This is a genomic window from Staphylococcus sp. 510 (genome assembly GCF_057219715.1).
In genome coordinates this window covers 95,184-117,443 of sequence record NZ_JBXVVK010000007.1, presented here as the reverse complement: position 1 = coordinate 117,443, position 22,260 = coordinate 95,184, and the positions used below count along the sequence as shown (strand labels likewise).

36 protein-coding genes are annotated in these 22,260 nt (G+C 34.3%); 2 read left to right on the top strand and 34 right to left on the bottom strand.

Annotated features, from left to right (window positions below; genetic code table 11):
• Window positions 1-2: 2 nt before the first annotated feature.
• The 32 genes from AC2D8K_RS07175 to rpsJ form a co-directional block, all read right to left on the bottom strand.
• Window positions 3-809, bottom strand: a complete 807-nt coding sequence (locus AC2D8K_RS07175; protein ID WP_484698333.1) for an energy-coupling factor transporter transmembrane component T family protein — start codon at window positions 807-809, stop codon at window positions 3-5.
• The gene (locus AC2D8K_RS07170; protein ID WP_002450505.1) at window positions 799-1,659 is read right to left on the bottom strand and encodes an energy-coupling factor transporter ATPase; all 861 of its coding nucleotides are present in this window, start codon (window positions 1,657-1,659) and stop codon (window positions 799-801) included. The genes AC2D8K_RS07175 and AC2D8K_RS07170 overlap by 11 nt, the downstream gene beginning before the upstream one ends.
• Entirely contained in the window at window positions 1,656-2,465 is an 810-nt protein-coding gene (locus AC2D8K_RS07165) for an energy-coupling factor transporter ATPase (protein WP_002450506.1), read from the bottom strand. The genes AC2D8K_RS07170 and AC2D8K_RS07165 overlap by 4 nt, the downstream gene beginning before the upstream one ends.
• A 309-nt stretch (window positions 2,466-2,774) precedes the next feature.
• Window positions 2,775-3,143 carry a 50S ribosomal protein L17 gene (gene rplQ, locus AC2D8K_RS07160; protein WP_002466473.1) on the bottom strand — a complete coding sequence of 123 codons (369 nt, stop codon included), beginning with the start codon at window positions 3,141-3,143 and terminating at the stop codon, window positions 2,775-2,777.
• Between the two features lie 16 nt (window positions 3,144-3,159).
• The gene (locus AC2D8K_RS07155) at window positions 3,160-4,104 is read right to left on the bottom strand and encodes a DNA-directed RNA polymerase subunit alpha (protein ID WP_002450508.1); all 945 of its coding nucleotides are present in this window, start codon (window positions 4,102-4,104) and stop codon (window positions 3,160-3,162) included.
• A 76-nt stretch (window positions 4,105-4,180) separates the two neighbouring features.
• On the bottom strand, window positions 4,181-4,570 hold the full coding sequence (gene rpsK / locus AC2D8K_RS07150; protein WP_002450509.1) for a 30S ribosomal protein S11: 390 nt from the start codon (window positions 4,568-4,570) through the stop codon (window positions 4,181-4,183).
• Between the two features lie 23 nt (window positions 4,571-4,593).
• Window positions 4,594-4,959 carry a 30S ribosomal protein S13 gene (gene rpsM / locus AC2D8K_RS07145; RefSeq protein WP_002450510.1) on the bottom strand — a complete coding sequence of 122 codons (366 nt, stop codon included), beginning with the start codon at window positions 4,957-4,959 and terminating at the stop codon, window positions 4,594-4,596.
• 22 nt (window positions 4,960-4,981) lie between these two features.
• Window positions 4,982-5,095, bottom strand: a complete 114-nt coding sequence (rpmJ, locus tag AC2D8K_RS07140) for a 50S ribosomal protein L36 (RefSeq protein ID WP_000868342.1) — start codon at window positions 5,093-5,095, stop codon at window positions 4,982-4,984.
• Window positions 5,096-5,126: 31 nt separating this feature from the next.
• The gene (gene infA / locus AC2D8K_RS07135; RefSeq protein ID WP_001829792.1) at window positions 5,127-5,345 is read right to left on the bottom strand and encodes a translation initiation factor IF-1; all 219 of its coding nucleotides are present in this window, start codon (window positions 5,343-5,345) and stop codon (window positions 5,127-5,129) included.
• 195 nt (window positions 5,346-5,540) lie between these two features.
• Window positions 5,541-6,191, bottom strand: coding sequence for an adenylate kinase (locus tag AC2D8K_RS07130; protein WP_002450511.1), 651 nt, complete (start codon window positions 6,189-6,191; stop codon window positions 5,541-5,543).
• Between the two features lie 17 nt (window positions 6,192-6,208).
• A complete protein-coding gene (gene secY / locus AC2D8K_RS07125) occupies window positions 6,209-7,504 on the bottom strand; it encodes a preprotein translocase subunit SecY (protein ID WP_002450512.1) in 1,296 nt (431 codons plus the stop codon).
• Window positions 7,504-7,944: a 50S ribosomal protein L15 gene (gene rplO, locus AC2D8K_RS07120; RefSeq protein WP_002450513.1), complete on the bottom strand. Its 441-nt coding sequence runs from the start codon at window positions 7,942-7,944 to the stop codon at window positions 7,504-7,506. Before rplO ends, secY begins: the two co-directional genes overlap by 1 nt.
• Before the next feature lie 16 nt (window positions 7,945-7,960).
• Window positions 7,961-8,140, bottom strand: coding sequence for a 50S ribosomal protein L30 (rpmD, locus tag AC2D8K_RS07115; protein ID WP_001096576.1), 180 nt, complete (start codon window positions 8,138-8,140; stop codon window positions 7,961-7,963).
• A gap of 16 nt (window positions 8,141-8,156) precedes the next feature.
• The gene (rpsE, locus tag AC2D8K_RS07110; protein WP_002450514.1) at window positions 8,157-8,657 is read right to left on the bottom strand and encodes a 30S ribosomal protein S5; all 501 of its coding nucleotides are present in this window, start codon (window positions 8,655-8,657) and stop codon (window positions 8,157-8,159) included.
• Between the two features lie 20 nt (window positions 8,658-8,677).
• A complete protein-coding gene (gene rplR, locus AC2D8K_RS07105) occupies window positions 8,678-9,040 on the bottom strand; it encodes a 50S ribosomal protein L18 (RefSeq protein ID WP_002450515.1) in 363 nt (120 codons plus the stop codon).
• Window positions 9,041-9,071: 31 nt separating this feature from the next.
• A complete protein-coding gene (gene rplF / locus AC2D8K_RS07100) occupies window positions 9,072-9,608 on the bottom strand; it encodes a 50S ribosomal protein L6 (RefSeq protein ID WP_002450516.1) in 537 nt (178 codons plus the stop codon).
• Between the two features lie 24 nt (window positions 9,609-9,632).
• Window positions 9,633-10,031: a 30S ribosomal protein S8 gene (rpsH, locus tag AC2D8K_RS07095; protein WP_002450517.1), complete on the bottom strand. Its 399-nt coding sequence runs from the start codon at window positions 10,029-10,031 to the stop codon at window positions 9,633-9,635.
• Window positions 10,032-10,062: 31 nt separating this feature from the next.
• Window positions 10,063-10,248 (bottom strand): type Z 30S ribosomal protein S14, encoded by a 186-nt coding sequence (locus AC2D8K_RS07090; protein ID WP_001829713.1) that lies wholly within the window; start codon window positions 10,246-10,248, stop codon window positions 10,063-10,065.
• Between the two features lie 22 nt (window positions 10,249-10,270).
• Window positions 10,271-10,810, bottom strand: a complete 540-nt coding sequence (gene rplE / locus AC2D8K_RS07085) for a 50S ribosomal protein L5 (protein WP_484698324.1) — start codon at window positions 10,808-10,810, stop codon at window positions 10,271-10,273.
• Window positions 10,811-10,835: 25 nt separating this feature from the next.
• Window positions 10,836-11,153, bottom strand: coding sequence for a 50S ribosomal protein L24 (rplX, locus tag AC2D8K_RS07080; RefSeq protein ID WP_002466469.1), 318 nt, complete (start codon window positions 11,151-11,153; stop codon window positions 10,836-10,838).
• A gap of 35 nt (window positions 11,154-11,188) precedes the next feature.
• Window positions 11,189-11,557: a 50S ribosomal protein L14 gene (rplN, locus tag AC2D8K_RS07075; RefSeq protein ID WP_002432661.1), complete on the bottom strand. Its 369-nt coding sequence runs from the start codon at window positions 11,555-11,557 to the stop codon at window positions 11,189-11,191.
• 31 nt (window positions 11,558-11,588) lie between these two features.
• Window positions 11,589-11,852 carry a 30S ribosomal protein S17 gene (gene rpsQ, locus AC2D8K_RS07070; protein ID WP_002432741.1) on the bottom strand — a complete coding sequence of 88 codons (264 nt, stop codon included), beginning with the start codon at window positions 11,850-11,852 and terminating at the stop codon, window positions 11,589-11,591.
• A 25-nt stretch (window positions 11,853-11,877) separates the two neighbouring features.
• Window positions 11,878-12,087 carry a 50S ribosomal protein L29 gene (gene rpmC, locus AC2D8K_RS07065; protein ID WP_000644737.1) on the bottom strand — a complete coding sequence of 70 codons (210 nt, stop codon included), beginning with the start codon at window positions 12,085-12,087 and terminating at the stop codon, window positions 11,878-11,880.
• Entirely contained in the window at window positions 12,077-12,511 is a 435-nt protein-coding gene (rplP, locus tag AC2D8K_RS07060; RefSeq protein WP_002450520.1) for a 50S ribosomal protein L16, read from the bottom strand. Before rplP ends, rpmC begins: the two co-directional genes overlap by 11 nt.
• Window positions 12,512-12,513: 2 nt before the next feature.
• A complete protein-coding gene (gene rpsC, locus AC2D8K_RS07055; protein WP_002450521.1) occupies window positions 12,514-13,170 on the bottom strand; it encodes a 30S ribosomal protein S3 in 657 nt (218 codons plus the stop codon).
• A 23-nt stretch (window positions 13,171-13,193) separates the two neighbouring features.
• Window positions 13,194-13,547: a 50S ribosomal protein L22 gene (gene rplV, locus AC2D8K_RS07050; RefSeq protein WP_001829734.1), complete on the bottom strand. Its 354-nt coding sequence runs from the start codon at window positions 13,545-13,547 to the stop codon at window positions 13,194-13,196.
• A gap of 28 nt (window positions 13,548-13,575) precedes the next feature.
• Window positions 13,576-13,854, bottom strand: coding sequence for a 30S ribosomal protein S19 (gene rpsS, locus AC2D8K_RS07045; RefSeq protein WP_002450522.1), 279 nt, complete (start codon window positions 13,852-13,854; stop codon window positions 13,576-13,578).
• Between the two features lie 67 nt (window positions 13,855-13,921).
• A complete protein-coding gene (gene rplB, locus AC2D8K_RS07040) occupies window positions 13,922-14,755 on the bottom strand; it encodes a 50S ribosomal protein L2 (protein ID WP_484698317.1) in 834 nt (277 codons plus the stop codon).
• Window positions 14,756-14,785: 30 nt separating this feature from the next.
• A complete protein-coding gene (gene rplW, locus AC2D8K_RS07035; protein ID WP_002450524.1) occupies window positions 14,786-15,061 on the bottom strand; it encodes a 50S ribosomal protein L23 in 276 nt (91 codons plus the stop codon).
• The gene (gene rplD / locus AC2D8K_RS07030; RefSeq protein WP_002450525.1) at window positions 15,061-15,684 is read right to left on the bottom strand and encodes a 50S ribosomal protein L4; all 624 of its coding nucleotides are present in this window, start codon (window positions 15,682-15,684) and stop codon (window positions 15,061-15,063) included. Before rplD ends, rplW begins: the two co-directional genes overlap by 1 nt.
• A 28-nt stretch (window positions 15,685-15,712) precedes the next feature.
• Window positions 15,713-16,384 (bottom strand): 50S ribosomal protein L3, encoded by a 672-nt coding sequence (gene rplC / locus AC2D8K_RS07025; RefSeq protein WP_002450526.1) that lies wholly within the window; start codon window positions 16,382-16,384, stop codon window positions 15,713-15,715.
• A gap of 27 nt (window positions 16,385-16,411) precedes the next feature.
• Complete coding sequence (gene rpsJ / locus AC2D8K_RS07020) at window positions 16,412-16,720, bottom strand: 30S ribosomal protein S10 (RefSeq protein ID WP_001118667.1); 309 nt, start codon at window positions 16,718-16,720, stop codon at window positions 16,412-16,414.
• Between the two features lie 353 nt (window positions 16,721-17,073).
• On the opposite strand from rpsJ, the gene AC2D8K_RS07015 reads away from it, so the two are divergent.
• Complete coding sequence (locus AC2D8K_RS07015; RefSeq protein WP_002450527.1) at window positions 17,074-17,466, top strand: hypothetical protein; 393 nt, start codon at window positions 17,074-17,076, stop codon at window positions 17,464-17,466.
• A 67-nt stretch (window positions 17,467-17,533) separates the two neighbouring features.
• Here the strand turns inward: AC2D8K_RS07015 and AC2D8K_RS07010 are convergent, their stop codons facing one another.
• Window positions 17,534-18,868: an NCS2 family permease gene (locus AC2D8K_RS07010; RefSeq protein ID WP_002450321.1), complete on the bottom strand. Its 1,335-nt coding sequence runs from the start codon at window positions 18,866-18,868 to the stop codon at window positions 17,534-17,536.
• 111 nt (window positions 18,869-18,979) lie between these two features.
• Window positions 18,980-21,118, bottom strand: coding sequence for a DNA topoisomerase III (locus tag AC2D8K_RS07005; protein WP_002450320.1), 2,139 nt, complete (start codon window positions 21,116-21,118; stop codon window positions 18,980-18,982).
• A gap of 180 nt (window positions 21,119-21,298) precedes the next feature.
• On the opposite strand from AC2D8K_RS07005, the gene AC2D8K_RS07000 reads away from it, so the two are divergent.
• Window positions 21,299-22,192 carry a GNAT family N-acetyltransferase gene (locus AC2D8K_RS07000; protein WP_002450319.1) on the top strand — a complete coding sequence of 298 codons (894 nt, stop codon included), beginning with the start codon at window positions 21,299-21,301 and terminating at the stop codon, window positions 22,190-22,192.
• The last annotated feature ends 68 nt before the right edge of the window (window positions 22,193-22,260 follow it).

Below are 22,260 nucleotides of genomic sequence, written 5' to 3'. Positions count from 1 at the left end.
ATTTACACTCCCATAAATTTAATTAACAATAATACACCCAATATAGGAATTAATAGTAACAATATCAATGTATCTCTCAGACACCACTGAAGGAGTCTGTAGCTCGTTCTTTCTGCATGTGCATCATAACCCCTTACTTCCATAGCAATCGCTAATTCCTCTGCTCTTTGAAAGGCAGAAATAAACAATGGAATCATCAATGGAATAAATGCTTTAATTCTTGTTATGACGCCTCCAGAACTTATTTCTGAGCCTCTAGACTTTTGCGCTAAAATAATTTTGTCTAATTCATCCATAAGTGTTGGTATAAATCTTAACGCGATAGACATCATCATACTTAATTGATGTACAGGTAGCTTCAACCATTTTAAAGGTGTTAATAATTTTTCAAACGCATCTGTCAAATCAATAGGACTTGTTGAAAGCGTCATTACAGTCGCTATCATAACAATAAAGATTAAACGTAAAGAAATATAAACGCCTTCTAAAATCCCCTTACTTTCAATAGATATAAAGTGCCAATGTAAAAGGATTGCTCCACCTTTTGTAAAAAATACGTGCATTAAAAATGTAAATATTAAAAAGACAAATATTGGTGTTAATCCTTTAATTAAAAACATAAAATTAATTTTAGCCATTCTCACAATTAATAAAATCAATATAAACAACCATGCATACGTACCAAAGGAATGGCATAAAAAGATAAAAATAATAAAAACGAACACAAATATTAGTTTTGATCTTGGATCTAAATGGTGTATAAATGAATTGCTAGGAAGATATCGTCCAATTATTAATTTATTTTTCATTTTGCCACTCCCTGTACAACTCAGCGAATTCTTCCTCTGTTAAAGCAGTGGATGGTAATTTTGTCTGATATTTTGTTTCAAAGTCTTTTTGTAAACAAACAACATCCGGTAAGGTGATATGCCATTGGTTAAGTATGTCAGGTTGACTAAAAAGCGTTCTAGGATTTTCAATTGCCTGTACCTCACCTTTTTGCATTACAATGATTTCTTCAGCGTATTTAGCAATATCATTCATATCATGAGTCACTAGTATAATTGTCTTATGCTGCTCTAATTGTAATTTTTTTAGTAAAGTCATAACTTGATGTCTACTTTTAGGGTCTAAACCTGCTGTTGGCTCATCGACAACGATAATATCTGGATCCATAGCTAAAATAGAAACTAATGCTAATTTTCTCATTTGGCCACCCGACATTTGAAACGGTGATAGAGACATGACATTTCGTGAAAAACCAAGTTCTAATAACATATCAAAAGCATTATTTTTCACTTCTTGTACATTCATGTTGAAATTTTTCGGTCCAAATTCAATTTCCTTTTCTACAGTATCTTCAAAAAGCTGTGATTCTGGAAACTGGAATACCATACCTACATGTTTACGTATGGGTCTTAAAAACTTATCTTTTGTTTTACTGTCTATATGCTTTTCATTAAAATCTATTGAACCACTTGTAGGTGTTAGAAGCGCATTTATATGTTGAATCAATGTTGATTTGCCACTACCAGTTTGTCCCACAATGGCATAATAATGGCCTTGTTTAAATCTAAGTGAAATATTATTTAAAGCCTTGAACTCATATGGTGTTTTAGGTTGGTAAATATAACTCACATTATTCATATTTAAACTCATAATTGATTAACCAACCCTTCATATGTGACAAATGATGAACTTTCAAACAATAATTGATTCATTTTCATAGAAAAAGGTAGTTCAAGCCCTATTTTCATGAGTTGATCAACATCATTATAGATTTCACTTGGTTTACCTTGTTTATAAATTCTTCCGTGATTCATAACAATAATATTATCTGCGTTCATCGTTTCAGATAAATCATGGGTAATAGAAATGATAGTAATTTGTTGTTCCTTTTGAAGTTCTTTTACTAATTGTAATAATGATGATTTAGCTACAGGATCTAACATTGATGTAGCTTCATCTAAAATGATAACTGACGGATTTAATGCTAAAACACTAGCAATAGCTACTCTTTGTTTTTGACCTCCTGATAATGAATGTGGTTCATATTCTGCTAAATCTAACATATCAACTTGTTTAAGTGAAGTTGTTACTTTTTCCTGCATTTCATGATAAGGTACTGAATGATTTTCCAGACCAAAGGCAACATCATACTTAACAATTGCTCCTACAAATTGATTATCTGGATTTTGAAAAACAATGCCAATCTGCTTTCTTATTTGGGCTATATTATCTTTATTAATTTTATGATTATTAAACAAGATTTGCCCTTCATCGGATTCTTCAATACCTACCATTAGTTTAGTAACAGTTGATTTACCTGAACCATTGTGACCAACTATACTCGTCCATTGACCTCGAGGAATATGAAATGATACGTCATTTAAAGTGAAGGCAGAATCACTTTGGTATTTAAATGATACATTTTTAAACTCAATAATATTATCTTCTTCCTTCACTTTTATTCCCCCTTTTAATTTTAATTACCTTTAACATTTTACATTATTTAATATCATATGTATACGTGTTCATTAATGATTAAAAGTATTTTGTATGTAGAACTATAATGTATTAAAAAAAGCTGAAGATATGAATATCTCAGCTTAAAAATAAAAAAGCGCGCACCCCATCAGTTTTGTTGAGTTCACGCTTTAATTTAATATTTAGTTTGATGGGGTACTCTGAGCTAGACAATGTCTGTATGTGGCAGACATTATCGTTGCACTCATTTGCTTTATATATAAGTAATTAGTGTATTTATAGTTAAATTATACTAATTCGATAATTACTGATTCAGCACCGTCACCACGACGAGGGCCTTCTTTAAGAATACGAGTATAACCACCTTGGCGGTCTGTATAACGTTCAGCGATTTCACCGAATAATTTTTGAAGAGCAGTTTGAGTAGTTTCATCTTCGTTTAAGATTTCAACATTTTGTAATGTTTTAGCTGCATTACGACGAGAAGCTAAATCTCCTTTTTTACCTAAAGTGATTAATTTCTCAACAACACTGCGAACTTCTTTTGCACGAGCTTCTGTAGTTTCAATACGCTCACTTACGATAAGTGAAGTAGCTAAGTTACGTAACATAGCTTTACGTTGATCAGAAGTACGACCTAATTTTCTGTAACCCATGAGTTAACCTCCTTTATCAATCTTCTTTTCTTAATCCTAATCCTAAATCTTCTAATTTATATTTTACTTCTTCAAGAGATTTACGACCTAAATTACGCACTTTCATCATGTCAGCTTCAGATTTATCAGCTAACTCTTGTACAGAATTGATTCCTGCGCGTTTCAAGCAGTTATAAGAACGTACAGATAAGTCTAATTCTTCAATAGACATTTCTAATACTTTTTCTTTTTGATCTTCCTCTTTTTCAATCATGATTTCAGCATTTTGTGCTTCATCAGTTAGACCTACAAAGATATTCAAGTGTTCAGTCATTATTTTTGCTGCTAATGATACTGATTCTTGAGGAGTGATTGAACCATTAGTCCAAACATCTAAAGTTAATTTATCAAAATCACTACTTTGACCTACACGTGTATTTTCTACTGTATAGTTAACACGTTCTACAGGTGAATATAGTGAATCTACTGGAATTACACCAATTGGTAAATCACTAGTATTATTTGTTTCAGCTAATGCGTAACCTCTACCCTTATTAGCAACAAGACGAACTTTTAAATGTCCACCTTTAGAAACAGTAGCAATTTTAAGTTCAGGATTTAAAATCTCTACATCACTGTCGTGAGTAATATCACTTGCAGTAACTTCACCTTCATCCTTAACATCGATTTCTAAAGTTTTATCTTCTTCAGAATAGATTTTTAATGCTAGCTTTTTGATGTTCATAATAATAGTAGATACATCTTCAACAACATTATCTACCGCTGAGAATTCGTGTAACACGCCTTCAATTTCGATGTACTTAACTGCTGATCCTGGTAATGAAGATAGTAGGATACGACGTAAGGAGTTTCCTAGTGTAGTACCGTAGCCACGTTCAAGTGGTTCAACAACGAACTTACCGAATTTAGCATCTTCACTAATTTCAATTGTCTCAATTCTAGGTTTTTCGATTTCTATCATTTACAAATATCCTCCTTAAATACGTCGACTTGATTTATACTGTTTGCTCAGTGACCTGTAACAACACAACCATAAATTAGACGCGACGACGTTTTGGTGGACGACAACCATTATGTGGTACTGGAGTAACGTCTCTGATTGCTGTTACTTCAAGTCCTGCTGATTGTAATGCACGGATAGCTGATTCACGGCCTGGTCCAGGTCCTTTAACTGTTACTTCTACAGTTTTCAAACCATGTTCCATAGCTGTTTTAGAAGCTGTTTCAGACGCCATTTGCGCTGCGAATGGTGTTGATTTTTTAGATCCTTTGAATCCTAATGCACCAGCAGATGACCATGATAATGCATTACCGAATTCATCAGTAATCGTTACAATTGTATTATTGAATGTTGAACGGATGTGTGCAACACCACTTTCAATATTCTTTTTCACTTTACGTTTACGAGATACTTGTTTACGTGCCATTTATTATTTGCCTCCTTTACCGATTATTTTTTCTTGTTCGCTACAGTTTTAACTGGGCCTTTACGCGTACGAGCGTTGTTTTTAGTTTTTTGACCGCGAACTGGTAAGCCACGACGGTGACGAATACCACGGTATGATGAAATTTCCATTAAACGTTTAATGTTTAAGTTTTGCTCACGACGTAAGTCACCTTCTACTTTGTAGCTATCAACTACTTCACGAATGCGACCTAATTCATCGTCAGTTAAATCTTTTACGCGAGTGTCAGCTGATACGTTAGCTTCTTCAACGATTTTTTTCGCTGTAGAAGTACCAATACCATATACATAAGTTAAAGAAATAACAACGCGTTTTTCACGTGGAATATCCACTCCTGCAATACGTGCCATATACATTTACACCTCTCTTTTATTAACCTTGTCTTTGTTTGTGTTTTGGATTTTCACAAATTACCATTACTTTACCTTTACGTTTAATGACTTTACATTTTTCGCAAATTGGTTTTACTGATGGTCTTACTTTCATTTTAATACCTCCCTATATTATGGAGTGACGATTATTTATAACGATAAGTAATTCTACCGCGTGATAAATCATACGGAGACATCTCAACAGTTACTTTGTCGCCAGGTAGAATTCGAATGTAGTTCATTCTAATTTTTCCACTTACATGTGCTAAAATTTCATGACCATTTTCTAATTCTACTTTAAACATTGCGTTTGGTAAAGTATCTAATACAGTACCTTCTAATTCAATAACATCTTGTTTAGCCATTGATTAACTTCCCCCTTTTTGCAATAGTAAGGTTATCGTCAATAGACAACTTCAACGATACGAATCTATTAGTGACTAGCTTTAATAAGTTTAACAAAAATTACGGGAATTAATTATCGTTATTTGTCACTCATATTAAATTGTATATTACAGTGTTAGTAAACATTCACATCAACATAGATCGTAAAAGTTGATCTATTGTAATTGGTCTAAGATATCAATGACATCAGTAGTAACCTCTTCAATATCTTTTGAACCATCAATATTTTTCAATACACCTTTATTATCATAATATTCTAATATAGGTTTTGATTGTTTAACATTGACTTTCAAACGATTTGAAACAGTTTCCGGATTATCATCTTCACGTTGATATAATTTACCGCCATCAAGATCACAAATACCTTCAACTTTTGGAGGATTAAATACAAGATGATAAGTTGTACCACAATTCTCACAGATACGACGACCTGTAAGACGATTCATTAGTTCTTCCTCTGGAACTTCGATATTGATGACAGCATCAATATTTCTATCAAGTTCAGCCATAATTGAATTTAAAGCTTCTGCTTGATCGATTGTTCTAGGGAAACCATCTAATAAAAATCCTTTTTTTGCATCGTCTTCAGAAATTCTTTCTTTAACGATACCCACAGTAACTTCATCAGGGACTAATTCTCCACGATCCATGTATGATTTAGCTTCTTTACCTAAATCAGTTTCATCTTTAATCGCTTTTCTGAACATGTCACCAGTAGATATGTGTGGTATTGGGAATTTCTTAACAATTTCACTCGCTTGAGTTCCTTTACCTGCACCAGGTAAGCCCATTAAAATGATATTCATAAGTGCCCTCCTACAAATTATCTACCACCAAAGCCTTTATACTCTTTTTGATTTACTTGTGCTTCTAATGATTTCATAGTCTCAATAGCAACACCAATAACGATTAGTAAACTTGTACCACCAATTTGAATTGATCTTGGTAATCCCATAAACTTAGTCGCTAAAATCGGTAAAATTGCAATGACAGCTAAGAAAATAGAGCCAACAAATGTTAATCGATAAAGCACTTTAGTAATATATTTTTTCGTTTGTTCACCAGGACGAATTCCTGGGACATAACTACCTTGCTTCTTAAGGTTGTCAGCCATTTTTTCTGGATTAACTTGAACAAATGCATAAAAATATGCAAATGCAATGATTAATACAATATAGATAACCATTCCTATGTTGCTTGATGGATTTGCTGTATCAGCTATTTGTTGTGCCCATTCAGCTTTAGGGAAAAATAGCGTCAACGTTCTTGGTAATAAGAAAAATGCCATCGCAAAGATAACAGGAATAACACCAGCTGAGTTAACTTTTAAAGGTAGATAAGTTGCTTGTGAACCTAATCGTTGAGCTGTTTGTTTCTTTGCATATTGAATAGGAATTTTACGTTTCGCTTCAAGTACAAATATTGCACCTATTGTTAACAGTACTAATGCAACAATGAGTGCTACTATTTTTAACCAAGCTAAAGACGTATCTTCTTGGCCCACAAAAGCTTGTTGGCCTGCTTGAATAATACTTGATGGTAACGTTGATAAAATACCTGCAAAGATGATAAGTGAAATACCATTACCAACACCAAACTGAGTGATTTGGTCACCAAGCCATATCAAGAATGCAGTTCCTGCTGTTAAAGTTAGTGCAATCAATAAATAACTATATACAGAATGACTTACAATTAAGCGACCACCATATAAGTTATTAAATTGGAACGACATACCTATTGACTGAATGAATGCTAATATAATAGCGAAATAACGTGTTACATTGTTGATTTTTCTTCTACCTACATCACCTTGTTTAGCCCATTCAGAGAACTTAGGAACAATATCCATCTGTAATAATTGCATTACGATAGATGCGGTAATGTATGGCATGATTCCCATCGCAAATATTGAAAAGTTCTTCAAGGCTCCACCACCGAAAGTATTAAGTAAATCAGTGACACCTTGAGAACCTTTTGCTGCTTGATCAAAAGCATTAGGATTTACTCCAGGAGCTGGAATATAAGTCCCAATCTTAAAGATCACTAACATTGCTAGAGTGAAGAAAATCTTGTTTCGAACTTCTTTAGTTTTAAAGAAGCTCACAAGCGTTTGAAACATTAGATCACCTCGTGTGCTCCACCTTTAGCATCAATAGCTTCTGCTGCTGAAGTTGAGAACTTATGAGCTTTCACTGTTAATTTTTTATCTAGTGAGCCGTTACCTAGTACTTTAATACCAGATTTTTCGTTCTTAACAACACCAGATTCTACTAATAAAGCTGGAGTTACTTCAGTACCATCTTCGAATTGATTAAGTTGGTCTAAGTTAACAATAGCATATTCTTTACGATTTATGTTAGTGAAACCACGTTTTGGTAAACGACGGAATAATGGTAATTGTCCACCTTCAAATCCAGGTCTTACTTTACCACCTGAACGTGCTTTTTGACCTTTATGTCCACGGCCACTTGTTTTACCATTACCAGTTGCTGCACCACGACCTACACGGTTACGTTCTTTACGTGAACCTTCTGCTGGTTTTAACTCATGTAATTTCATGTCGGCACCTCCTTAATTATTTTTCTTCTACTGTTAATAAATGTTTAACTTTGTTGATTTGCCCACGAATAGCAGGGTTATCTTCAACAACTACTGAGCTATTAGTCTTTTTAAGACCTAAAGCTTCAACAGTTTTACGTTGTGTTTCAGGACGACCAATAACACTACGAGTGAGGGTAATTTGTAATTTAGCCATAACTTATTTTCCCTCCTTAATTATATAATTCTTCAACTGTTTTGCCGCGTAATTTCGCAACATCTTCAGCGTTTTTAAGGTTTTGTAAACCATTTAAAGTTGCACGAACCATGTTGATTGGTGTGTTTGAACCTAATGATTTACTTAAGATATCAGTGATACCTGCTAATTCTAATACCGCACGAACTGGTCCACCAGCGATAACACCAGTACCAGGAGCTGCAGGTTTCATGAATACACTACCTGAACCATAACGGCCAGTGATTGTGTGAGGTGTAGTACCTTCAACACGTGGAACTACAACTAAATCTTTTTTAGCTGCTTCTACAGCTTTTTTGATTGCTTCAGGTACCTCTTGTGCTTTACCAGTACCGAAACCTACACGACCATTTTTGTCTCCAACTACTACTAATGCAGTGAAACGGAAACGACGTCCACCTTTAACAACTTTAGCAACACGATTGATTGTAACAACGCGTTCTTCAAATTCTTTCGTTTCTTCTTCTCTACGAGCCATGTATTTGTCCCTCCTTTAAATTAAAATTCTAAACCGTTTTCTCTAGCAGCTTCTGCTAATGCTTTAACGCGTCCGTGGTATAAGTAACCTCCACGATCGAATACGATTTCTTTAATTCCTTTATCACTTGCTTTTTTAGCAATTGTTTCGCCAACTTTTGTAGATAAATCAACTTTAGTTGCTGATTCGTTAGCAATATCTTTATCTTTAGATGAAGCTTGAGCTAATGTTTCGCCTTTAACATCATCAATGATTTGTGCGTAAATGTGTTTGTTTGAACGATATACATTTAAACGTGGCTTTTCAGCTGTACCTGATAATTTAGTACGAACACGTGAATGTCTTTTCAAACGCACTTTATTTTTATCAATTTTACTGATCATTTCAATACTCCTTTCTGTAGAGTGTTATCTATTATTTACCAGTTTTACCTTCTTTACGGCGAACGTATTCACCTTGGTAACGAATACCTTTACCTTTATAAGGTTCTGGAGGTCTTACTGAACGGATGTTAGAAGCGATTGCTCCAACTTGCTCTTTAGATACACCAGAAACTTTAACAGTTGTGTTTTTCTCTACAGCGAAAGTAATTCCGTCTTCGGCTTTAATTTCAACTGGGTGAGAGTAACCAACGTTAAGTACTAAATCATTACCTTGCATTTGAGCACGGTAACCTACACCAACAAGTTCAAGTGTTTTTTCGAAACCTTGAGAAACACCTTGTACCATATTATTTAATAAAGCACGAGTTGTACCATGATCTGTTCTGTCATCTTTAGAATCAGATGGTCTTACAACTTCAATTGTGTTTTCTTCTTGTTTGAATGTCATTCTTTCGTTTAATGTTTTTGATAATTCACCTTTTGGACCTTTAACAGTTACATTATTTTTGTCAAAAGTTACTGTTACGTCACTAGGGATGTCAATAATTTTCTTACCAACACGACTCATGTTATGGCACCTCCTTATTATTTATTACCAAACGTATGCGATAATTTCTCCACCAACATTACGTTTTCTTGCTTCTTTATCAGTGATAACACCTTCAGAAGTTGATACTAATGCAATACCTAAACCATTAAGTACTTTTGGTACTTCGTTAGCTTTAGCATAAACACGTAAACCTGGTTTTGAAATACGTTTTAATCCTGTGATAACACGTTCATTGTTTTGACCATATTTTAAGAATAAACGAATAACACCTTGTTTATCGTCTTCTACGTATTCAACGTTTTTAATGAAACCTTCATTTTTTAAGATTTCAGCAATTTCTTTTTTGATATTAGACGCAGGTAATTCTAATTTATCGTGACGAACCATGTTTGCGTTTCTTACACGAGTTAGCATATCTGCGATTGGATCTGTCATTGTCATTGATTGTTGCCTCCTTTCAGACTCTTGTTTATTACCAGCTAGCTTTGCGTACGCCAGGAATTTGGCCTTTGTAAGCTAATTCACGGAAACAAATACGGCATAATTTAAATTTACGATATACAGAATGTGGACGACCACAGCGTTCACAACGAGTGTATTCACGAACTGCGAATTTTTGTTTTTTTTGTTGCTTAGCAACCATTGAAGTTTTAGCCACTTAATTAGCCTCCTTTTAGAGATTATTTACGAAATGGCATACCGAAGTTTGATAACAATTCACGAGCTTCCTCGTCAGTGTTAGCAGTAGTTACGATAACAATATCCATTCCTCTTACTTTGCTTACTTTATCATAATCGATTTCAGGGAAAATTAATTGTTCTTTAACACCTAATGTGTAGTTACCGCGACCATCGAATGCTTTTTTAGAAACACCTTGGAAGTCACGTACACGTGGTAGTGATACTGAAATAAGTTTATCTAAGAATTCATACATTCTTTCTCCGCGAAGTGTAACTTTCGCACCGATTGGCATACCTTCACGTAAACGGAATGTTGCAACTGATTTTTTAGCTTTAGTTACTAATGGTTTTTGACCAGTGATTAATTCTAACTCTTCAACAGCATTATCTAACACTTTAGAGTTTTGAACAGCGTCACCTACACCCATGTTCACTACGATTTTGTCCATTTTTGGTACTTCCATTACTGAACTATAGTTAAATTTCTTTACTAAGTTCTCAGTAACTTCAGAATTGAATTTTTCTTTTAAACGGTTCAAAGTGGATCCTCCTTTCAACTAGTAATTAATTATTAGATTTAATTTCTTCGCCAGATTTTTTTGCAATACGAACTTTTTTACCATCAACAAATTTGTAACCTACACGAGTTGGTTCGTTTGTTTTAGGGTCTAATAATTGTACGTTAGAAACATGGATAGCTGCCTCTGTTTCTAAAATTCCACCTTCAGGGTTTAATTGAGTTGGTTTTTGGTGTTTTTTAATAACGTTAACACCTTCCACAACGACACGGTCACGTTTAGGTTCAGTAGCTACTACTTTACCTTCTTTACCTTTGTCTTTACCTGCGATAACTTTTACGTTGTCACCTTTTTTGATATGCATGTGGGCACCTCCTTATATATTTTGGTTATTTGATTTTATAGTACTTCTGGTGCTAATGATACGATTTTCATGAAGTTACCTTCACGTAATTCACGAGCAACAGGACCAAAGATACGAGTACCACGTGGGCCTTTGTCATCACGAATGATAACACATGCATTTTCGTCAAATTTGATATATGAACCATCGTTACGGCGTACACCTGATTTAGTACGTACTACAACAGCTTTGACAACATCGCCTTTTTTAACAACGCCACCTGGTGTTGCATTTTTAACAGTACATACGATAATATCGCCGATGTTCGCTGTTTTGCGACCAGATCCACCTAATACTTTAATTGTAAGAACTTCACGAGCACCAGAGTTGTCTGCTACTTTTAAACGTGTCTCTTGTTGGATCATTAGTTAAACCTCCCTTATCTCTAATCTTGAATTAAATAATTACTGACTCTTCAACAATTTCTACTAAACGAAAACGTTTTGTTGCTGATAAAGGACGAGTTTCTTGAATTTTAACAATGTCTCCTAATTTAGCTGAATTGTTTTCATCATGAGTTTTGTATTTTTTTGAGTATTTTACTCGTTTGCCGTATAATTTGTGTGTTTTGTAAGTTTCAACAAGTACTGTAATAGTCTTGTCCATTTTGTCAGAAACAACTCTACCTACATAAACTTTACGATCATTTCTTTCGCTCACTTTTGTAACCTCCTCTTTCAATTAATTATTGATTAGCCTTACTTTGTTCAATTTCTCTTTCACGAGCAACAGTTTTTAGACGTGCAATCGTTTTTCTTACTGTGCGAATACGTGCAGTTTCTTCTAATTGACCTGTAGCTAACTGAAAGCGTAGGTTAAAAAGCTCTTCTTTTGAAGATTTGATTTGTTCTTCGATTTCTGAAGTGGTTAAGTCTCTAATTTCCTTAGCTTTCATTTGTTTCACCACCCAATTCTTCACGTTTTACAAACTTAGTTTTCACTGGAAGTTTGTGACTTGCTAAACGTAGTGCTTCGCGTGCAACTTCTTCTTGTACACCAGCGACTTCGAATAAAATTCTACCAGGTTTAACGACTGCAATCCAGCCTTCAACCGCACCTTTACCGGCACCCATACGTACTTCTAAAGGTTTTTTAGTATATGGTGTATGAGGGAAGATTTTGATCCAAACTTTCCCACCACGTTTCATATAACGAGTCATTGCAATACGAGCTGATTCGATTTGACGAGAAGTGATCCAAGACGTTGTTGTCGCTTGTAAACCATACTCACCAAATGTTACATAGTTACCGCCTTTTGAACGACCAGTTGTTTTAGGACGATGTTGACGACGATATTTAACACGTTTTGGTAGTAACATGATTATTTTCCTCCTTCACTAGTGTTCTTAGTAGTAGGAAGAACTTCTCCACGATAAATCCATACTTTAACGCCTAATTTACCATAAGTAGTATCTGCTTCAGCGTGTGCATAATCGATGTCAGCACGTAATGTATGAAGTGGAACAGTTCCTTCAGAATATTGTTCAGCACGAGCAATATCAGCTCCGCCTAAACGACCTGATACTTGAGTTTTAATACCTTTAGCACCAAGTTTCATAGCTCTTGTAATAGCTTGTTTTTGTACACGACGGAATGAAGCACGGTTTTCTAATTGACGTGCGATATTTTCAGCAACTAATCTTGCATCAATATCAATTTTCTTAATTTCAATTACGTTGATGTGTACTTTTTTATCAGTTAAAGCGTTTAATTTGTTACGAAGTTTATCAATTTCTGAACCGCCTTTACCAATTACCATACCAGGTTTACCAGTATGAATTGCGATATTAATACGGTTTGCAGCACGTTCGATATCTACGTGAGAAACTGATGCTTCTTTTAATTCATTATCAATAAATTTACGGATTTTTAAATCTTCGTGTAATAGTGAAGCGAAATCTTTTTCAGCATACCATTTTGCTTCCCAATCACGGATGATTCCAACACGAAGTCCGATTGGATTAATTTTTTGACCCACAGTATTCCCTCCTTAGAAAGTTATTAAGCTTCTTTAGCTTCTTCTTTACCGTCACTTACGACGATTGTAATGTGGCTTGTACGTTTATTAATCGCACTTGCACGTCCTTGCGCACGTGGGCGGAAACGTTTTAAAGTTGGTCCTTCATTAGCGTAAGCTTCTTTAACTACTAATTCATCTGTGTTCATGTCGTAGTTATGTTCAGCGTTAGCTAAAGCGGACATTAATACTTTTTCGATAACTGGTGATGAAGCTTTGTTAGTTAATTTTAAAATTGCAATAGCTTCTCCAGCATTTTTACCTCTAATTAAGTCAAGAACTAATCTTACTTTACGAGGTGCGATTCTTATTGTTCTAGCAACCGCTTTTGCTTCCATTAGGATTTCCTCCTCTACTTATTAAAAATTATCTTCTTGTTTTTTTATCGTCAACAGCATGACCTTTAAATGTACGAGTTGGTGCGAATTCACCTAATTTGTGGCCTACCATATCTTCTGTTACATATACAGGTACATGTTTACGTCCATCGTATACTGCGAAAGTATGACCAATGAAATTTGGGAAAACTGTAGAACGACGAGACCATGTTTTAATTACTTGTTTCTTTTCACTTCCGTCTTGTGCTTCAACTTTTTTCATTAAGTGATCATCGACGAAAGGTCCTTTTTTAATACTACGAGCCATTTGGGCGCCTCCCTTCTTATTCTGTGCGTGCAGCTGTTACGCCGCACACCCAAATAAGTTAATTTTATTATTTTTTCTTACGTCCACGAACGATAAGTTTGTCTGATGATTTTTTACCACGACGTGTTTTCTTACCAAGCGTAGGTTTACCCCAAGGTGACATTGGAGATGGTCTACCGATAGGTGCACGACCTTCACCACCACCGTGTGGGTGATCGTTAGGGTTCATTACAGAACCACGAACTGTAGGGCGGATACCTTTCCATCTTGAACGTCCAGCTTTACCAACGTTTACTAGTTCGTGTTGGATGTTACCAACTTGACCAATAGTAGCACGGCAAGTTGAAAGAATCATACGAACTTCACCAGAGCGTAATCTGATTAATACATATTTACCTTCTTTACCTAACACTTGAGAGCTAGCTCCAGCTGAACGAGCAATTTGTCCACCTTTACCAGGTTTTAACTCGATATTGTGGATTACTGTACCTACAGGAATGTTTTGTAATGGTAAAGTATTACCTACTTTGATATCTGCTTCAGCACCACTTTCAACTGTTTGACCTACTTGTAATCCTTTAGGTGCGATGATATAACGTTTTTCACCATCAGCATATACTAATAATGCAATGTTAGCTGAACGGTTTGGATCGTATTGGATAGAATCAACTTTAGCGTTGATACCGTCTTTGTTACGTTTAAAATCGATAACACGGTATTGACGTTTATGTCCTCCACCATGATGGCGAACAGTCAATTTACCTTGGTTGTTACGTCCCGCTCTTTTCGGTAGCGGTTGTAATAATGACTTTTCTGGTGTAGTTTTCGTAATTTCAGCGAAATCTAATGAAGTCATATTACGACGACCATTAGTTATTGGCTTATACTTTTTAAGAGCCATTGTCGTTTACCTCCTTATTGGTAATGTTTTTTAGTTGAATAAGTCGATTGAACCTTCTTTAAGTTTTACAATCGCTTTTCTTCTTTTATTTGTGTAGCCTTGGTAACGGCCCATACGTTTTTTCTTAGGTTTGTAGTTGATGATGTTAACATTATCAACTTTTACGTCGAAGATTTCTTCAACAGCAATTTTAACTTGTGTTTTGTTAGCACGAGTATCAACATCGAATGTATATTTATCTTCTGCCATTGCTTCTGAAGATTTCTCAGTGATTACGGGGCGCTTAAGAATATCTCTAGCTTCCATTATCCGAGCACCTCCTCAACTTTTTTAGCAGCAGCTTCAGTGATTACTACACTGTCAGCGCTTGTGATATCTAATACATTTAAACCTTGAGCAGTTGTTACTTGAACACCTGGGATGTTACGTGCTGATAATTCAACGTTTACATCTTCGTTTTCAACAACTACTAAGACTTTTTTAGGTTGTTCTAATGTAGTTAAAACATTTTTGAATTCTTTTGTTTTTGGAGCATCGAAACCGAATGCATCTACAACTGTGAATCCATTTTCTTTAACTTTGAATGATAATGCAGAACGTAATGCTAAACGACGCATTTTCTTAGGCATTTTGTAACCGTAACTTCTTGGAGTTGGTCCGAATACAACGCCACCGCCACGCCATTGTGGAGCACGGATTGTACCTTGACGAGCACGACCTGTTCCTTTTTGTCTCCATGGTTTACGTCCACCGCCACGTACTGCTGAACGGTTTTTAACAGAATGAGTACCTTGACGTAATGAAGCACGTTGTAAATTAATAGCTTCAAATAGAACGCTATTATTTGGTTCGATTGCAAATACTGCATCGCTTAATTCAACTGAACCACTTTTTGATCCGTCTACTTTTAAAACATCATAATTAGCCATTATGCATTTTCCTCCTTTCACTTATTAATTATTTATTACCTTTTTTAATTGATTTAATTGAAGTTGAAATTTCTACTAAACCTTTTTTAGGTCCAGGTACATTACCTTTTACTAAGATCACACTGTTTTCTGTGTCAACTTGTACTACTTCTAGGTTTTGTACAGTAACTGTGTTTCCACCCATACGGCCTGGCATTTTTTGACCTTTAAATACTCTTGAAGCATCTGAAGCCATACCTACAGAACCTGGTGCTCTGTGGAAATGAGAACCGTGAGCCATTGGTCCACGAGCTTGTCCGTGGCGTTTAATAGCACCTTGGAAACCTTTACCTTTTGAAACGCCTGTAACATCAATGATGTCACCAGTTTCGAATGTATCAACTGAGACTTCTTGACCTACTTCGTATTCATCAACGTTAACGTTTCTGAATTCACGAATGAAGCGCTTAGGTGCTGTGTCAGCTTTTTTAGCATGACCTTCAGCTGGTTTATTAGCATATTTATTAGTTTTAGAACCTTTTTTATATGCTTTTTTGTCTTCGAATCCTACTTGGATTGCGTTGTAACCGTCAACTTCTTCAGTTTTCTTTTGTAATACAACGTTTTGTCCTGCTTCTACTACTGTTACTGGGATTAATTCACCGTTTTCTCCAAACACTTGTGTCATCCCGATTTTTCTTCCTAAGATTCCTTTGGTCATCGAAAGTCCACCTCCTAAATTTTTCTATTATAATTTGATTTCGATGTCTACACCAGATGGTAAGTTTAAGCCCATAAGAGCATCAACTGTTTTTGGTGTTGGGTTAACAATATCGATTAAACGTTTATGAGTACGTTGTTCGAATTGTTCACGTGAATCTTTGTACTTATGCACGGCACGGATGATTGTATAAACTGACTTTTCTGTTGGTAACGGAATTGGTCCAGAAACATCTGCACCAGAACGTTTAGCAGTTTCAACAATTTTTTCTGCTGATTGATCAATCACGCGGTGATCATAAGCTTTTAATCTGATTCTGATTTTTTGTTTTGCCATAATTTTCCCTCCTTATTCGTCTACATTTAAGTGATAGACTTCTCCACGAAAACTATCTCACACAGCGCCATGGCAAAGCGGCCGGGTGTGTCAGTAACCTTTCGCTTCATCGCGTTTCTTAAAGTCCAACATTAGATATGTTACATGAAAATCATTGATAAATCAATGGTTTCCACTAACTTTTTCTGTTCTGTCTAACACATACTTTGTTATTGTACTTTAAATGTATTGCTTATTCAACCGTTTTAGGGAATTTTTTTACTTTATTTTTAATTTCATTTCTTTAACCTAATCTTTTTAATACTAACTTCGGTTCCTTTTTATTATAATAGAAGAGAACGGGGGTGAATTAAATGAAAAACGGTATTAAACTTACCCTAGCAATAATTGGTGTTTTCTTAATCATTTGTGAATTCTTTTATGGTATTCCATTTTTAGGTGGTAGCGTTATTGTAAGCTTTGGATGGCAACCATTATTATTTAATGCGTTTCTTTATCTAATTCTTACTATAATATTATTAGTTGACACTCAAAATACTATTAAACCTATGGTGATAATTCCAATACTTGGAATTATTGGTTCGTTTGTAGCATTTATTCCTTTTGTAGGCATGATTATTCATTGGGCATTGTTTGTATTGATGATTTTCTTTGTTTTTATTGTTCTAGCTGCGCCAACTTATATCCCGAATAAAAACGCAAGAGTTATCTATACACAATATAAAGATGGTCATAAATCTAAATAGCGATTATATTGCTTCGTAATAAGAAAAGACGTTCACACTTATGATGGTGTGAACGTCTTTTTTATATTTAGCCATGTACGAAGATGAAGTATAAAATGAATAATACCATTAATACATACATAATCGGATGTACTTCTTTATGTCTTTTACTAATTAACATGGTAATTGGATAGAAAATAAATCCACATGCAATACCAGTAGCTATTGAATATGATAACGGCATCATGATAATTGTAATAAATGCAGGAACTGCAACTTCGAATCGTTTCCAATTGATCTCAGCAAAATTTGCTGCCATTAACACACCCACGACTACAAGTGCTGGCGTTGTAACTGCACTTGTAACTACAGCGATTAATGGACTAAAGAATAGTGCTAATAAGAAACAGAATCCAGTTACAATACTAGCAAAGCCTGTTCTAGCTCCTACTGCCACACCTGAAGTTGATTCAATGTATGATGTAGTTGTTGTAGTACCGAAAATAGCACCTACAATTGTTGCTAGTGAATCTGAGAATAAAGCTCTACCTGCTCTAGGTAACTTGTTGTCTTTCATAATGCCGGCTTGTGTTGCTACTGCAACTAAAGTACCTGCAGTATCAAAGAAATCAATAAATAAGAAAGTTAAAATGACGATTAAGAATTGTATCGTAAATAATTGTCCTGGGTCTTTAAATGCTTCAAATGCTGCGCCAAATGTTGGTTTAATACTTGGAATATGACCTACAACGCCTGTTGGTGTGTGAATTTGACCTGTTATCATACCAACGATAGCAGTAATGATCATACCAATAAATATAGAACCTGGTACTTTTTTCGCATATAACACAACTGTAATAACAATACCGAATATTGCTAATAACACTGGGGCTTTAGTTAAATGACCTAGTGTTACTAATGTTGAGTCATTTTTAACAATGATACCTGAGCTTTGCAGACCAACAAAGGTAATAAACAGTCCTATTCCAGCTGAGACGGCCATTTTCATCTGATAAGGTATTGCGTTAATTATAATCTCACGAAGGCCTGTGACGGTCAAAATCGCGAAGAATATACCTGAGAATAAAACGCCTGTTAAACCGACTTTCCATGGAATGCCCATTGTTAAAACAACTGTAAATGCGAAGAAGGCATTTAGTCCCATTCCAGGTGCTAATGCTATAGGGTACTTTGCAATAAGGCCCATAAATAATGAACCTACAAATGCTGCTAAAGCAGTAGCTACAAAAATGGCCCCTTGGTCCATCTTCATATCTTCAGATACACCTTTAACGCCTGCTAAACTTAAAACTTGTGGATTTACTGCTAAAATATAAGCCATTGATAAGAAAGTAGTGATACCACCTAAGATTTCTCTTTTGAAGTTAGTACCATATTCATCGAACTTGAAGTATTTTTTCACGGCTAATGCTCCTTTTTTTGAAATACTTTAATATTTTAATACCAATTTTCTAAAAAGACAATACTAAATACGAACTTTCATAAATTTTACTTCGTTTTTGTTCGAATTTATTTACAATTTTAGATTTTTTAAAGCATCTTTAAACGGATTGTTATCAAGTTCTTCTTGTTGATTCATGTATTTCTTCATTTCCTTTTTAGACACTTTACCACTCGACTTTTCTTTCATACGTTTATCCATTTGTGCTTGGGTTTCTGAATGACCACATACGCATCTATAAGTTGCATCTTTTCCTCTACCAAATAAAGTCATTTTCTTTTTACAATTTGGACAACGTGCATTTGTTTTTCTTTGAATATTTTTCTTTGTTTTACATGTAGGATCTTGGCATACTAACATTTGACCATTTTTGGTTTTGACTTTAATCATAAATTTGCCACATGTTGGACATTCAGTAGTAGTTAAATTATCATGTTTGTATTTCTGTTCACTATTTTTAATAATATTAACAATATCAGTTGTAAATGCCTTCATCTCTTTTATAAATTGATGTTTATTGTATCTTCCTTTTTCAATTAGTATTAATTTTTCTTCCCATTCAGCCGTTAATAATGGTGAAGTTAATTTTGAAGGTGCAAGTTCTAAAATTTGTTTACCTTTTGATGTTACTTTAATTTTGCCATCCCTTGATTCAATTGCATTCATATTGAAGAGTTTCTCAATAATATCAGCTCGTGTTGCTACAGTCCCAATACCACCCGCTTCTTTTAGTGTATGAACGTGTTTTTTATCATCCAAATGTATATAATTCTGAGGACTTTCCATAGCTTTTAATAACGTACCCTCATTAAAATAATCTGGCGGTGTTGTTTGATGTGACTTTATATCGGTGTGTTGTATGTTAACTGTTTGATTATTTTTAAAAGGATTCTGAGTTACAATTTCATTTTCTTGTTGTTTCAATGCTTTAAACCCTAATTGAGTTGTGACATTTTCGTTTAATACAAATTTGAACTGACCTACTGCTAAATGCACTTTAATATGTTGATATTCATAGGGTGGCATTAAACTTTCAAGAAATCTTTCTACTATTAACATATAGATTTTCATTTCTCTATTACTTAATTGAGATAAGTCTGGTCTTATTTCGGTAGGAATAATCGCATGGTGATCAAAAACTTTTTGGTTATTAAATATATTCATTTTAGTGGAATAAGAGTGAGACATTAATTCTCTTATATTTTCTTTATATTCTGTCGGCAGTAAAGCTTGTAATCTTTCTTTGATAGTCGACACCATATCGGTCGTTAAATAATTAGAATCAGTTCGTGGGTATGTAACTAACTTATGTCTTTCATATAGATTCTGTAAGGTATTCAACGTTTCTTTTGGTCCCAACTTATAGCGATGATAAGCATCTTGTTGTAAATCTGTTAAGTTATATAAAGATCTAGGGTAAGTTTTTTTATGTTTAGACACTACTTTTTCAATTTGGCCTTTTTTATTTTTAATTTCATCTACAATTGACTTAAGTTCTTTCTGGTCAGTGATTCGACGTTGTCCAGAATCAAAGCTAAACTCAAACCCGTCTACTTTAATTATTAATGTATAGTATGTTTGCGGTTTAAATTCATTAATTTCATTTTGACGTGATTGAACCAATTGTATAGTAGGCGTTTGTACCCGACCTAAAGATAATTGTGCATCATATTTAGTTGTCAAAGCTCTTGTTGCATTAATACCAACTACCCAATCGGCTTCACTTCTTGCTAAAGCTGCATCGTATAAGTGTTGGTATTGACGGCCATCTTTTAGATGGTTAAAACCGTCTTTAATAGCTTTCTTAGTTACCGAACTTATCCATAAACGCTTAATAGGTTTTTTGTTTCCAACTTTATCTAAAATAAGTCTTGCAACAAGTTCCCCTTCTCTACCAGCATCTGTAGCAATAATAATTTCATTAACATTGTCTCTTTGCATAAGTGACTTTACTGTTTTAAATTGTTTACTGGTTTTACCAATCACTACTGTTTTCATTTGTTTCGGAATGATTGGTAAATCTTCAAGCTTCCATTCCTGAAACGACTTGTCATATTGTTCTGGAGTAGCATTCGTAACTAGATGACCTAATGCCCAAGTTACAATATATTGATTATTTTCAAAATAACCATTTCTTTTCTGATTTATATTAAGTGCACTTGCGATATCTCGTGCTACTGAAGGTTTTTCTGCTAAAATTAATGATTGCATTTGTGATAATTCCCTTTCTTATTTAACTATAATAAATATAGATTTAAGTTTATTTAATGTCTATAATGATTATGTTTAATGGATTACATTAATTGTAACATGTACATGTATCAATTAACTTTCAATTATTTGTAATTACCCATATAATTATATTAATCACAATGTTACGGAGGTAGGATTATGGACATTATTCAATTGAATGACCCTAAAGAAATAAAATCTTTCATTGAGACTTCTGATTACCAAGTAACTTCCTATTTATATAAAATACCTCAACAATTTACTGAATTTGATCAATTATTAGAAGAAGCAATAGATAATCCTGGCGCATTTGCCATCACTGAAGATAGCCAAATCAAAGCACTGATTTTTGCAATTCCATGTGAAACATATAAATTCAAAGTGATTGGCCCCTTTATAGAAACAAATTTCACATTGACCCCGGAATTATTCCAACAATTATTTGATGCTATGATAGCTGGGCAACCTGATCATGCAGTATATCATTTTTCATTTGAAGAAGGTGTACAAACATATAAACCTTTCGTTAAACAAATACAAGCCAGTTATAATTTCACGGACTATTATTTAGAAGCTCATCAAGATATAGGAGAACTTAGTAGTGAGCAAAATATTATTGAATACCAAAAAGGATTTTACCGTGCATTTTCGCGTATGCATCAGAAAACATTTAGACATGATGCTATGGATGCAAATGACATTTTAAATAGTATTGATGAAACACATCGATTATTTCTATTCGTTAGTGAAGGTTTATTAAAAGGTTATTTATATTTAGACGTCAATAAGCAACAAGCTAGTGCTGAAATAAAATATTTCAGTTCACATATTGATTATCGTATGAAAGGTATCGCCTTTGATTTATTAGAATACGCATTAAATTATGCATTTACTCATTTCGATTTGCGTAAAGTTTATTTCAAAATACGTAATAAAAACAGTAAACTTGTTGAACGTTTTAACGAATTAGGTTTTAAAACTAATTATGAATATAAAAAATATAAATTAGAACCACAACATATACATGAAACAGTTAATACTAATGACAATTAAAAATGTCTATTATACATCTCCCTATTCTTGGGTGATGTATTTTTTATCGCATCAAAACAAAATTCGAG